Genomic DNA, 12,880 nt, shown 5'->3' with positions numbered 1-12,880 from the left:
CCGCCCGGCCCGTCAGGGAGCAGAGGACACGACCCGTATCCGAAAGGGGCAGGACATGGCTGAACTCAACGTGCTGATCGCGTTCGACGCGGCCACGATCGTCGAACGCAACCCCGGCGCGTCGAAGAACCCCGACGCGCCGACCTACGCCGACGAGAGCCTGATCTACATGACGACGCGCCAGGACCACATCATCGGCACGTCGGGCGCCGAGCTGAACCTCCGTGCCGAACCCGGGGACAGCGTCAAGTGGCGGGAGACGACGCTGTCGCTCGGCAGCGACTACAAGGCGCTCCTGTACCGGTACGTGAGCAGCGACAACGAGCACCTGCTCATCAGGACGCCGGAGATCGAGGTGGTCGACGGCGTCTACCCGATGCCGCAGGAGGGCAGCGAGGGCACGCCGGCGTTCACGACCCAGGAGTACGAGGACCACTACTGGCGGACGACGGTCAAGAAGACCGGCAGGGTCGTCTACCACTTCTCCTTCCAGATCCTGGACCGCCACCGCAACCTGAAGGGGTACTTCCAGTGGGACCCCTTCATCACCATCGAGCGCCCCTGAGGTGTCCACGGCCTTGCCGGCCCTCGGGTGAACGCCGTGCCCTCCACGACCCCCATGTCGTGGAGGGCACGGCGCACCGGGAAACCGGAGGAGTACCCCCGCTCCTTCAGCCAGGGGGAGGACGCGGCGCGGGGCCTCGACCGTCCGGGCGCGGTCGCCCTCCCGGCGCCGGGCCGTCGGGACCATGCCGCAAGCCGTGGACGACCACTTCTCGTGGGGCAGGCGAAAAGGGTCCCGCGGTACGTCGGTGAACCCTCGCGTAATTCAAGGTTAAATCACTGCCGTGACTCACGCCCCACTGCTTACGCTGGCACGGCTGCGCCACGTGGCGCAGCCGCTGCCGAAGTGCCCGGGGAGGGGCACCGACCGCAGTCGTCGGGGGGGCGAGAGATACGGGAGGGGCCCGCCGCGCGCTCGGGGACATGTCCCCACGCGCGTGAAGCGGCTTGTGCTGCACGCGCCGTCGGCCTTCCGGGAAACGGCCGGAAACCCCTCGTGGGCCCACCGTCTCGCCGTGCCCAGAATCCGTTCGATGAATGGTGAGGAATGACCGTGAGACGCATGACCCCCGTCCTTTTGTCCCTCAGCGCCCTGCTGGCGGCCTCCGCCTGGACCGCACCCGCGGCCGGAGCCGCCCCGCAGGCCGACCGGCCGACGGCCGTCCCCAGCGGATGGGAGAAGGTCGACGCCGCCGAACTGACGCACATCGCCCGGAACACGGACGCCCGGCAGGCCCCGCTCGCCGCCGGCGACGACGTCTCCGCGCAGGCCGAGGAGCCCGAGCTGCTGGCCGTGCAGTCGCTCCGCAACGACAGGTTCGTCGCCACGGAGAAGACGTACCCCGCCCCCGACACCGGTGTGCTGCGGGCCCGTTCCGCCGAGTACAACGGTTCCTGGGAGGGCTTCGCCTTCGAGTGGGACGAGACCACCGGCACGTACGCGCTGAAGTCCCTGGCCAACAACCTCTACGTGGCGGTCGAGAAGAACTACACCGGCAGCGCGCAGAACGAGCTGCGCGCCCGCTCCACCAGCGTCGGCGGCTGGGAGCGGTTCGTCCTCTACTACAACGAGAGCCAGGACCGCTGGGCGCTCCAGTCCACGCTGAACGGCCTCTTCGTCACCATGGAGAACAGCTACACCGGCTCCCTCCAGTACGTCCTGCGCGCCCGCTCCGGCGAGATCGCCGGCTGGCAGGAGTTCAACCTCTACAGCCTCGCCTGACGCCCACGCGTCCGGCACCGGCGACGGGGGAGCGCCGGGCGGGTCGCCCCCATGAGGGCGGATCACCCCCATGAGAGACGAAGGCCCGGGCCGGACACCCGGGCCTTCTTCATGCGGCGGTCCACGCCGTACGCCGACGCGCCGGGAGGGGCGGCGCCGGAACTCTCCGGTGCCGCCCCTCCCGGTTGTCCGTCCGGGTGCTCAGGACCCCGACACGGTGTCCCCGAACATGGGATCGTCCCCCGATTTCCCGATGCCCACGGACGCCGCACCGAAGCTGACCGCGCCGGTGACCGTGACGCCTCCGGTGGAGCCGCGCAGGACCCACACCGCGCCGTCGTCGCTGTTCTCGCCGGCCGCGCCCACCGACAGATCGGCGCGACCGTCCTTGTCGTGGTCGGCGAGGTGGACGGCGCCGCCGAAGACGTCCGACGGCTCGTTGGCGCCCGGAACACCCGAGGTGCCCTGGTTGAAGGCCTGGGCGCCGGTGCCCGTCAGGCCGGAGGCGCCGCCGCGCAGCACCCAGACCATGCCCGTGCGGTCCGCGGTGCCGATGCTCTCGAAGCCCGCGCCCACGGCGAGGTCCGGGTAGCCGTCGGCGTTGACGTCGCCCGCGGCGAGTGCGCCACCGAACAGGTCGTGGGACTCGTCCGCTCCCGGCACACCCGCGCTGTCCTGGTGGAAGACGGCACTGCGCGTGGCGGAGACGCCCGCCGCACCGCCGTGGAACACGGTGACGTAACCGCCCTTCGCCGTCTGGTCCAGGACGGCAGCGGAGTCGGTACCGACGACCAGGTCGTCGTGCCCGTCGCGGTCGAAGTCGGCCACGGCCAGCGCGCCCGCGTACCCCGTGCCCACCCGGGTCTGCGGCGTGGGCCCGGCCGGGCCGCCCCGGTGGACGACGTTGCCCACGGAGGACCCCACCACCACGTCGTCCGTCCCGTCGCCGTCGAAGTCCCCGGCCGCCAGATGAACGGCTCCCCTGGGGTACGCGCCGGACTCGATCTGCGCGTCGAGGCGCAGCTTCCCGGCCGGGCCACCGGACTTGGTGAATCCGCCCTTGAAGATCCACACGTCCTTGCCGGTGGAACCGACGGCCAGATCGGCCTTCCCGTCACCGGTGAAGTCGCCGACCGCGAGGGACTGGCCGAACCGGTCGTGGCCCGAGGCGTTCGGGTCGCTGATCGCGGTGCCGCCCGACAGGCCGGACGAGCCGCCCCACAGGATCGTGACCGAACCGCCGTCGACATCGTTGCCGACGTCCTCCAGCGGTGTGCCCACGACGAGATCGCCGTAGCCGTCCCTGTTGAGGTCGCCGTGCGCGAGTTCGGTGCCGAAGCGGTCGGAGGTCTCCGGAGAGCCCGGCACGCCGGAGGAACTCTGCGACGTGCTCTTGTGGCGCGCGGCGCTGACACCGCTCGACGAGCCGTAGGCGACGACCACGGCACCCGCCTTGGCCTTCCCGCCGGCGACGGCGCCCGGGGCGCCGGTCGCCAGATCACGGTAGCCGTCACCGTTGAAATCGTCGGCGAGGCCCGACGGGGCGGCACTCGCTGCTCCGGGCAGGGCGATGAGCAGCCCGCCGGCCAGGGCGGCGGCGACGGCGGTGGCGCCCAGTACGGCGGGACGCCGGTAACGCTTGTGATGGGACCGGGGCATGGGTTCCTCTCCACGATGTGCGCACAGTCTTGGGAAAGACCTCCGGCGAACCTGAACGGTTGTGCGAAAAAAGAGAGTTGATGCCGATGGCGAGCAGCGACGGCCTGCCTCGGCTCCGTCGGCCGGTGAGTCGCCGCGGCGCGTCCGCGAGGCGGTGCCCGCCGTACTCGCCGTGGTCCGGGCCGCCCCGGCTGTGACGGCGAGCGCGCCCGCGCGCTGACCGCGCCGTACGCGGGGCTCCGCACGCCGACGTGCCGGGAGCCGGCCGTGGGTGACGCCGGCCGCCCACCACAGGAGCAGCAGGATCTCGCGCCAGGTCTCGGTGGTCGACGCGGTGCGGGCGTGGAGCCAAGCCGGGCGGCGGGGAAGCCCCACCACGGGCAGCGGCGGGCCCGGTGCGTGAACGTCGTCATGGCTGCGGCGACCGCGACGGGTAAGCCGCTCGAAGCCGTACAGCGCCTGCGGGGGCCGGCGGGAGGGCCGTAAGGCCGGGCACGGTGTCCGGCAGATCCAGGACGGAGCCGGGGCCAGGGCCCACAGGTTCAGCGGTGGGCGGCCCCTGCACGGCGACGCCCACGCAGGACGAGCGGATACGACGGGACGAGGACTTCTTCCGCGACGGACGGGTCAGGGCGCCTTCCAGAGCGTCAGTTCGGTGACGTAGTCGCGTCCCTCGACACCCGCGGCGTCCTTCTGGACGACGACGTCCTTGATGGTGAGCATCGCGAGGTTGTCCTCGTCGGTGACGGTGCACAGCATGGTGCCCGGGGTCAGCTGCTCGCCCTGCGCGTCGTCACCGAGCTCGGAGGGCAGCACGTCGGCCGCCGCGCCCTCGGCACACTCCTCGGGGGTGGCGCCCGCGCTCTTCCCCATGGTCGTCAGGAAGCGCAGGGTATAGGTCTCGCCGAACTCCTCGTACTGCAGCTCGTTCCCCTTCCCCGTGCTGAAGCCCTTCGCGTCGATCTTCGGTGCGTCCAGGTCCACGTTGGTGTAGGAGTTGCGGCCGGAAGTGAACTGGGCGCGCAGGGTGAGCGGCTTGTCCTTGAAGATCTCCGTGTAGCCGGTCGGCGTCGCGTTCCCGGTGGGTGACGTGCCGGTGCTCGGCGTGGTGCCCCCGGGGGCCTGGGCGCCGGCGGCCGGCGACGAGGCGGATCGTTCACCACCGCCCTGGTTCTTGTCCGTGTCGTCGTCCCGGGTGAGGACCCAGGCGGCCGTCGCCACCACCACCAGGGCCAGCACGGCCGCGCCGGCCGTCAGCGGGGTGCGGCTGCGGGCCGCCGACGGCGCCGCCGACGGTCCGGTGGGGTGCGGTGCTCCCTGCGGGAACGGGGCAGGGGATCCGGTCGGCGGCGTCGGCTGTGTCCGGCCGCGGTACGGCTGCTCACCGGGCCGGGAGGCATGGGTGGGTGTGTATCCGCCGGACGCCGCACCGGCCGGCGGTGCGGTGCCGGCTGCCGCCGCGGCACCGGGAGGCGCGGTCTCGGCGCCCGCCACGGAGAACGGGGGCACGGTCTCGGCGCCCGCCACGTCCCCGGTACCCGGCCCGGACCCGGTCTCGGCCTGCTGCCGGGCGAGTTCCTCCCGGCGGGCGATGTCCGCCGCCACGGGCGCGGGCAGCCAGCCGGTGAAGTCACGCAGCGGCCGCCCGCTCAGCTCCTGGCAGAGTTCCGCCAGTTCGGAGGGTGTGGGGCGGGCGGTCGCGTCGGCGGCCAGCGTGCGTTCCAGGACGGTACGCAGCGGTTCGGGATATCCGGTCAGGTCCGGCGGCCGGAACTCGCTGTTGGCGATCTTGGTGGCCAGGGTGATGGCTCCGGCCTCGCCGTAGGGATGGCGGCCGGTCGCGGCGACGGCGGCGATCAGGCCGAGCGAGAAGACGTCGGTCGCCGGTGTGAGCTCCTGGCCGCCGGCGTGTTCCGGAGACATGAACTGAGGGGTGCCGATGAGCCCGCCGCTGCGGGTGAGCTGGGTGGCGTCGGCGGCCCGGGCGATGCCGAAGTCGATGATCCAGGGGCCTTCGGAGCCGACGAGGACGTTGCTCGGCTTCATGTCACGGTGGATCACTCCGGCCTTGTGCACGGCGTGCAGCGCCTCCGCCGCGCAGCCGGTCAGCTGCAGCACCGTGGTCAGCGGGAGCGTCCCGTACCCGGTGAGGAGCTGGTCCAGGGCGAGGCCGGGGACGTAGGTGGTGGCCAGCCACGGCTGCGGTCCGGTGGTGTCGTGGTCGACGACGGGGACGATGTGGTAGCCCCGCACCCTGCGGGCGGAGGTCGCCTCCTGCTCGAAGCGGCGGCGGAACTCCTCGTCCTGGGCGTACTCGCGGCGGATCACCTTCAGGGCGACCGGCTGGTTGCCGCGCGTACGGGAGAGGTAGACGCGTCCCATACCGCCCTCGCCGATCCTGGCGAGCAGACGGTAACCGGCCACCTCTCGTGGGTCTTCGGGGCTCAGAGGGCCCAACTGGCCATCGGTCGCAGCGCTGTTCACGTTTTCGACCCTCCTCGTCGGTGGAGTGATCGTACCGACGGGCCCGCGCCCCTGACAGGCATCCGAGAAGATCAGGGAAAGAAACGAAGTCCGGGTATATGTATAGGAGTTGAGTCGATTCGTCCCGATGGCGGATGTCGTCGGGCGGCCTTAGAGTGACACCCCTGCCGTCGGACAGCGAGGTGTCCGTGGAACATCATCTGGCCGCTTCGGCGGAGCGGGCCGACTATCTCGTGGAGCTCTCCAACGTCGTACGCGACACCTCCATCGGCCGGCGCGGCCCGAGGTCCCTGCGCCGCCTGGGTCTGGTCCTGAGGGCCCTGATGGAGCTCACCGGGGATCCCGACGTCTCCGTCTACCTGGTCGCCGACACCAGCCTGCTGGGCGGGCACCGCGAGTTCGGCGACCGGGCCGAGGTCCGGCGGCTGCGCGGCTGGGTGGCCGACGGGCTGGTCGAGGAGGTCGACGACGCCGATGAGCGCGTCCTCGAACTGGCCCGCATGACCTCGTTGCCGGTCGTCACCGGCGACCAGTACGTCGACCACCGCGTCGAACACCCGTGGATCCAGGGCAACACCTGGCAGTTCCTCAGACCGGAGGCCCGCCCCGACGGATCCGTCGCCCTCGTGGCGATGGACATGGGCGTGCGCTCGGCGGCGGAGATCTCCCGCAGGATGGAACTGTCCGCGCTGAAGAAGCAGGGCCTCCTCGGCCCCTCCCGGACGCCGCTGGCCGAGGTGATCATGCGGACCTGGCGCTGCCCGGAACTCCGCTGCACCCTCTACGACATCCGCAAGGGCGAACGGATCCTGCTGCCCCGTATGCGGCGCGGTGTCCCCACCTGTGAGCTGCACGGCACACCTCTGGTGGACGAGGGTCCGCGCCTGGGCACCACCCAGCTGAAGGCCGTCATCGACGGCACCTGCGTGGCCCGGTACACCCTCGACGAGGGCTCCGAGGCGCACATCGGCCGGCTGCCGGGGCAGGCGGGCATCGCCCTGCACAGCCTGCTGTCCCCACAGGTCGCCCAGCAGGTCAGCCGCAGGCATGTGGCCGTCTCCGCCCGGAGCGGCGCGGTCCTGATCCGTGACGTCAGCACCTACGGCACCCGGATGCGCCGCGCCGGCCGGCACGGTGCGTTCGGCCCCTGGGAGAAGCTGCCCCCGGGAACCGACCGCCCCTTCCGCCCCGGTGACGAGGTCGAACTCGCGTCCGGCGTCGTACTCACGCGCAGCGGCCGGCGCTTTCCCGCCGAACTGGCCGACGCCTGGCGGGCGGAAGCCGCCAGGTCCCCCGTGTCGCCCACCGCCGCGGCGCCCACCCGCCGGGCCTGACCACCGTCGCGTCGGCGTCGGTGCCACAAGCCGCCAGCAGCAGTAGCAGGCTCACCGCCGCCGCGGCCAGTCTTCGGACAGTGTGGGATCGAGTCGTTTACTTCCGTTCGATAGAGGGAGGGGATTCTGCGGACGCGGGAGAACGCGGAGTTCACAGTGGTGCCGGCGGTTCATGGCCCTGGGGCCGGTACATGACCGGGCTGTCACGGCCGTCCGCCGTGACGGCCGGCCTCGGGACCGGCGCCGGTCAGACGGGCGGCCCGGTGACGAGGTCACCGTTCTCGTCGTAGGGCCAGGCGTTGGCGACGCACCCGTGCAGGCCCTTGATCTGCTGCATCATCACGGGGGCCAGTCGCCCGGCGCCCCCGCAGGTCACGTGCGAGTGACCGAGGAAGTGCCCCACCTCGTGGTTGATGATCAGCGCCCGGTAGTCATGGATCGGCCCGTCGAAGGTGGGCGAGCCCTTGACCCAGCGCTTGAGGTTCACCACCACCCCTCCGGGAACCTCGCAGTTGTACTCGCCTCCGGTGTCCTGCTGGATGCCGGCCCAGCACAGGGCGTCCGCCGTCGCCGGTGTCGCAATCTTTATCGTGATGTCGTGCGGCGATCCCGCGCCCACCAGCTGGAACGCGTTGTCCGGGTCGTGGGTCCAGCCCCGCGGGGCGGCGAGTATCCCGGCGATCTCGTCCGCCGCCTGGGACGGCGAGATGTCGAGGCCGGTCTCGACCTCCACGACGTAGCGCACCGGGCGGGAGCCGCTGCCCACCGTCTCCCCACTGGCCTGCGCGGTGACGAACGTCCCGCTGCCCGTCGGGGGGACGTCGATCTCGGTCCGGCTCGCGGCGGGGGAGGGGGAGGAGGAAGGGGAAGGGGAGGCGGAGGGGGGCGGTGTGGGTGTGGGTGTGGGAGTGGGGGTGGCGTGCGTGCTCCGCTGGTGCGGCGCACCGCCCGACGCGGCGCTCCGCCCGCCGTCCAGCAAGTACGCCGTCGAACCCAGCAGGCCGGCGGCCACCAGCAGGCCGATCAGCAGGCTCCGGCCCCGGCGGCGCGGCCGTCCCCGGTGATGGGAGGACCGGCGCCGGCGGCCGGCGCGGTGACCGGCGCGGTGACCGGCCGTGGTGCTGCCGGTGGCGGATGCGGATTGCCGCTGTCGTGCCGAATGCATGGCAGCTCAATCTGGTGATCCCAGATGATCCCCATGAGCCGGTGCCGTCACGGAAAGATAACGACGCCCCGCGTTCCCCGGCCCATGTGATCGTTGTGTAACGGCGGTCGGAGAGGGACCTTCCTCGGGACGGTCACCTCGTCCGGTCTGCTTACACTGCCGAAATGCCACGGGTCCTGATCGTCGAAGACGACCTGGATGTCCGCAGGGCCGTCCAACTGGGTCTGCGGCACCAGGGACATGAGGTCCTCGCCGTGGAAACGGGGGAGGAGGGGCTGGAACAGCTCCACCCCTTCCGGCCGGACGTCGTCGTACTCGATCTCATGCTGCCCGGCATGTCCGGCCTGGACGTGTGCCGCCGGATCAGGGACCGCGACCAGGTGCCGATCATCATGGTGACGGCCCGGGGGGACGACGTCGACGTGGTCGTGGGACTGGAGACCGGTGCGGACGACTACGTGGTGAAGCCCGTGCAGGCCCGGGTGCTCGACGCACGGATACGGGCCGTACTGCGCAGACAGGACGCGTCGCTGCCGGACGGCACCCGCCCCAGGGTAGAGACGCACGGCGAGCTGGTCGTCGACCGCGCCGGGCTCGTGGTGACGCACCGCGGCGAACCCGTCACCCTCGCCCCCTCCGAACTGCGGCTGCTGCTGACCCTGTCGGCCTCGCCCGGCCAGGTGTTCAGCCGCCAGCAGCTGCTGGAAGCGGTCTGGGAACACAGTTACCACGGCGACATACGGCTCGTGGACGCCTGCGTGAAGCGACTGCGCAACAAGCTCGGCGAGGGCAGGAATCCCCGGTACGTGCAGACCGTACGCGGATTCGGTTACCGCTTCGGCACCTCATGAGCGACCGGACGTCCGCGCGGACACGGAGGACCGTACGGACGCGGAAGACCGCCGGGGAGCGGAGGACCGCACCCGGGGTCCCCACGGCCGAAGAGCCCCCCGCCGCCGTACCGGGTGCCGGCCCCCGGCGGTTCCTCCGGGCGGCCCTGGCACGCATCCCGCTCCCCCTGCGCGGCCTGCGCCCCCGCCTGCTGACGTCCTTCGTCCTGGTGGCCATGGCCAGCTCCCTGGGCACCGGGGCCCTCGCCTTCCGCGAGGCGCGCACGGGGGTGCTCCAGCAGAGCCAGGACTCCGTCATCAACCAGTTCCGTACGAGCGTCGACGCCGTCGCGCCCTCCATCCCCCTCGCCCCGGACCAGTCGGACCTCCAGTTTGCGGTGGACCAGGTGCTGAACGTGAACCGTTCGTCGGGCTGGCGGATCATGGCCACGTACGGCGGCCACCGCGCCTATGCGCCGAGCGCCGGTTTCGTCGAGCTGAGCCCCGAACTGCTCCGGTCCGTCCGGGACCGACGTGTCGCGGTGTTCCAGCGGATGAACGTCGACGGGCGCCCTCGTCTCGTCGTCGGCATGCCCGTCACGTACACCTGGGGCGAGGGCCTGGAGACCAGGCTCTCCGGAGTCGTGATGTACCTGGAGGTCCCGCAGACCACCGAAGAGGGGTACGTCGAGGCCATGGTCAGCGGCATCGAGCGGGCCACCCTGGTGGCGCTGTGCCTCGCCGTCGTCCTGGCGCTGCTCGCCGCGAGCGGCGTACTGCGTCCCGTACGGGCGCTGCGCCGGGCGACGCGCCGGATGGCCGCGGGGCATCTCGACGTCCGGCTGGACGTCACCGGCTCCGACGAACTGGCCGACCTCTCCCAGTCCTTCAACGAGACGGCGGCCGAACTGGAGCGGACCGTAAGGGAACTGCGCCGCCTGGAGGCCCAGGGGCGCCGCTTCGTGGCGGACGTCTCCCACGAGCTGCGCACGCCGCTGGCGGCGATGTCGGCGGTCACCGACGTGCTGGACCTGGAGGGGGAAGGGGAGACCGGTGAGGCGCTGCGGCTCATCAGCGAGGGAACGAACCGGCTGAGCGGACTGGTGAACGACCTGATGGAGATCTCCCGCTTCGACGCGGGGGCGGCCGAACTCAACCGGGACGAAATCGACCTGGCCGAGTCCGTACGGCGCACCGTCGCCTCCCGGTGGCGGCAGGAACAGGTGGAGATGCGGCTGCCCGGACCGGGTGAGCTCCGCGCGCGCGTCGATCCGCGCAGGCTCGACGTGGTGACGGCCAATCTGATCGGCAACGCGCTGCGGCACGGAGCGCCGCCCGTGCGGCTGACCATGGGGGTACGGGTGGACGGGGCGGGCATGGCGTGGGCCGTCATCGAGGTGACCGACAACGGACCGGGGATCGCCGAGGAGGCCATGCCGCACGTCTTCGAGCGGTTCTACAAGGCGAACACCTCACGGGCCAGGAGCGAGAGCAGCGGGCTGGGTCTGGCCATCACGGCGGAGAACGTGCGCCTGCACGGGGGGCGCATCCGGGTGGCGAACCTGCCCCGGGGCGGCGCGGTGTTCACGGTCGAACTCCCGCTGCACCGCGACGACACCGACACCGACACCGAGACCGACGGGGGCACCCGGTGAAGGGCTCGCGGACGGCAGCGCTGCTGTCCGGGCTCACGGCCGCGGCCGCGGTCGCGCTCACGGCGTGCGGAGTCCCCCCGTCCGGTGTCATCGAGGCCGGTGCGCCGGCGAGCGGCATGGTCTCCCACAGTGCGACACCACCCTCGACGCCCACCACCGTCTCCCTCTTCTTCCTGCGCGACGGGGAGTTGGTGCCCCGTCCCCACCGGATCGACGACGCCGGGAACCTCGAGGTCGTCGTACGCCTGCTGTTCGAGGCGTCGGCCGCGAACGAGGTCCCGGCGGCCACCACGGAGCTGCCCCGCCTGACGGACGCGCCACGGGTGGCGATCGCCGACGACGGCATCCTCTCCGTCCGGCTCCCCGGTGAGACGGCACCGCTGAGCCGTCGGGCCATGCTCCAGCTGACGTGCACGGTGAACCACGCGGCTTCGCCGTCCCCCACCGCCGTCCCCCGCGCCGACGCGGAAGCCGACGGCGACACCGCGCGCCGTTCCGCCGCGCCCAGCAGCCTCCATGTGTTCGGGGACGGATGGGCGATGACGCAGTCGGACCACGCCTGCCCCGTCGTGTCCCCTCCGCAGGAGCAGCCGGAAGCACCGACCCCGCAGGAGCCCGCCGGCTGACCACCGGGCGGCCCCCGCCCAGAACCGGAGCCGGCCTCCCGGCCGCTTCCACGGCCGGCCCCCGGCCGCGGTCACCTTTCCGGCCGGCCCCCGGCCGCGGTCACCTTTCCGGCCGGCCCCCGGCCGCGGTCACCTTTCCGGCCGGCCCCCGGCCGCGGTCACCTTTCCGGCCGGTCCTACGGGCGGATCAGCGCAGTCCGGCGAAGAGATCGTTCTCGGGCAGGGCCGCGCCGGTGGAGTCCTGGACACGTACGAAGGTCTCCACGCCCATCAGCTCGCCGAACCTCTCCTTTCCCATCTTGAGGAAGAAGATGTTCTCGCCCTGACTGGCGTGCGCGGCCAGCGCGTCGAACTTCTGGCCGCTGAACGCGGTGGTGTCCACCCATGTGGTGATCTCATCGTCGGGGAGGCCGATCTCGGCCATCGCGGCGGCCTCGGCAGGGTCCGGCTCCGGCATGTCCGGATGGAACTCGCGCATGATCTCGCCGAACCGCTGCATCCCCGAGCGGGGCATCGTGGTCCAGTACACCTTCGGCGTCAGCGCGGTCATCTCCAGCGCCGCCATCGTGATGCGGTGGGCCTGGATGTGGTCGGGGTGGCCGTAGAAGCCGTTCTCGTCGTAGGTGACGACCACGTCAGGTCGGTAGTGCCGCATGAGTTCCGCGAGCCGGGCCGCGCCTTCCTCCACGGGGGTCCGCCAGAAGGACCCGGGGGCGTCGTTGCTCGGCCAGCCCACCATCCCGGAGTCGGCGTAGTCCAGCATCTCCAGATCGCTGACCTTCAGGACATCACAGCTTGCTTCGAGTTCTTGACGGCGCATCAAGGCGACCGACGCCGGATCGTGCCCGGGCTCGCCCGGCTTGACACCCCCCGGCCCGTCACCGCAACCGCCGTCGGTACACGTCACGAGAACCGTGCGGATTCCTTCCGCCGCGTACCGCGCGAGGACACCCCCGGTCCCGGTGGCCTCGTCGTCGGGGTGGGCGTGTACTGCCATGAGAGTCAAGGGCCGGTCAGTCATGAAACAGTCCTCCTGCGGATATAAGTCCTGGCCCGAGTACGCGGCGGGCGTGCCGCGATCCCGGAGCCCGGATCCTGGTGGGGGCGGACGACCTTGCGGCCTCAGCGCTCCCGCCGTCCGGCGCCGGCCCCTCGGTCGGTGCAACCGCGCCGGACGCACCGGCTGTTCCCGGCGCGGCCACCCGGCCTTCCGGGCGTCGGCGTTCGACGCGACCGGGGGACAGGCGCGACCTGCACGTCTCGGCACCACGTCGGATTCGGCTTCCGTCGCGTCCGGTAAGGCTCCGTGATCAGGTCTTCCACCCCGGTACGCGTCCCCGC

At 71.8% G+C, this 12,880-nt stretch carries 10 protein-coding genes; 6 read left to right on the top strand and 4 right to left on the bottom strand.

What is annotated here, in order from left to right; translation table 11 throughout:
• Window positions 1–55 precede the first annotated feature (55 nt).
• Both ACFXAE_RS01205 and ACFXAE_RS01200 read left to right on the top strand, forming a co-directional pair.
• Window positions 56–565 (top strand): inclusion body family protein, encoded by a 510-nt coding sequence (locus tag ACFXAE_RS01205; protein WP_384706364.1) that lies wholly within the window; start codon window positions 56–58, stop codon window positions 563–565.
• Window positions 566–1,126: 561 nt separating this feature from the next.
• Window positions 1,127–1,786, top strand: a complete 660-nt coding sequence (locus ACFXAE_RS01200) for a hypothetical protein (RefSeq protein WP_384706362.1) — start codon at window positions 1,127–1,129, stop codon at window positions 1,784–1,786.
• Between the two features lie 201 nt (window positions 1,787–1,987).
• Here ACFXAE_RS01200 and ACFXAE_RS01195 read toward each other — a convergent pair whose 3' ends face one another.
• Together ACFXAE_RS01195 and ACFXAE_RS01190 are read right to left on the bottom strand one after the other, a co-directional pair.
• The gene (locus tag ACFXAE_RS01195; RefSeq protein ID WP_384706360.1) at window positions 1,988–3,445 is read right to left on the bottom strand and encodes an FG-GAP-like repeat-containing protein; all 1,458 of its coding nucleotides are present in this window, start codon (window positions 3,443–3,445) and stop codon (window positions 1,988–1,990) included.
• 627 nt (window positions 3,446–4,072) lie between these two features.
• Entirely contained in the window at window positions 4,073–5,869 is a 1,797-nt protein-coding gene (locus tag ACFXAE_RS01190; RefSeq protein ID WP_384706359.1) for a serine/threonine-protein kinase, read from the bottom strand.
• A 248-nt stretch (window positions 5,870–6,117) separates the two neighbouring features.
• On the opposite strand from ACFXAE_RS01190, the gene ACFXAE_RS01185 reads away from it, so the two are divergent.
• The gene (locus ACFXAE_RS01185; RefSeq protein ID WP_384706357.1) at window positions 6,118–7,263 is read left to right on the top strand and encodes an FHA domain-containing protein; all 1,146 of its coding nucleotides are present in this window, start codon (window positions 6,118–6,120) and stop codon (window positions 7,261–7,263) included.
• Between the two features lie 247 nt (window positions 7,264–7,510).
• Here the strand turns inward: ACFXAE_RS01185 and ACFXAE_RS01180 are convergent, their stop codons facing one another.
• Window positions 7,511–8,428: a DUF3152 domain-containing protein gene (locus ACFXAE_RS01180; RefSeq protein ID WP_384706355.1), complete on the bottom strand. Its 918-nt coding sequence runs from the start codon at window positions 8,426–8,428 to the stop codon at window positions 7,511–7,513.
• A 164-nt stretch (window positions 8,429–8,592) separates the two neighbouring features.
• Between ACFXAE_RS01180 and ACFXAE_RS01175 the strand changes: the two genes are divergently transcribed.
• From ACFXAE_RS01175 to ACFXAE_RS01165, 3 genes are read left to right on the top strand one after another with little or no spacing between them, the layout of a single operon-like run.
• A complete protein-coding gene (locus ACFXAE_RS01175) occupies window positions 8,593–9,279 on the top strand; it encodes a response regulator (protein WP_384706353.1) in 687 nt (228 codons plus the stop codon).
• Window positions 9,276–10,913: an ATP-binding protein gene (locus ACFXAE_RS01170; protein WP_384706351.1), complete on the top strand. Its 1,638-nt coding sequence runs from the start codon at window positions 9,276–9,278 to the stop codon at window positions 10,911–10,913. The genes ACFXAE_RS01175 and ACFXAE_RS01170 overlap by 4 nt, the downstream gene beginning before the upstream one ends.
• On the top strand, window positions 10,910–11,539 hold the full coding sequence (locus ACFXAE_RS01165; RefSeq protein ID WP_384706349.1) for a hypothetical protein: 630 nt from the start codon (window positions 10,910–10,912) through the stop codon (window positions 11,537–11,539). The genes ACFXAE_RS01170 and ACFXAE_RS01165 overlap by 4 nt, the downstream gene beginning before the upstream one ends.
• A 187-nt stretch (window positions 11,540–11,726) precedes the next feature.
• Here ACFXAE_RS01165 and ACFXAE_RS01160 read toward each other — a convergent pair whose 3' ends face one another.
• Entirely contained in the window at window positions 11,727–12,560 is an 834-nt protein-coding gene (locus ACFXAE_RS01160) for a PIG-L family deacetylase (RefSeq protein ID WP_384706347.1), read from the bottom strand.
• Window positions 12,561–12,880 lie beyond the last annotated feature (320 nt).

It is taken from the genome of Streptomyces sp. NPDC059454 (genome assembly GCF_042749965.1).
GTDB lineage: Bacteria > Actinomycetota > Actinomycetes > Streptomycetales > Streptomycetaceae > Streptomyces.
The sequence above is the reverse complement of the archived record's forward strand: the minus strand, read 5'-3'. Positions and strand labels throughout refer to the sequence as shown.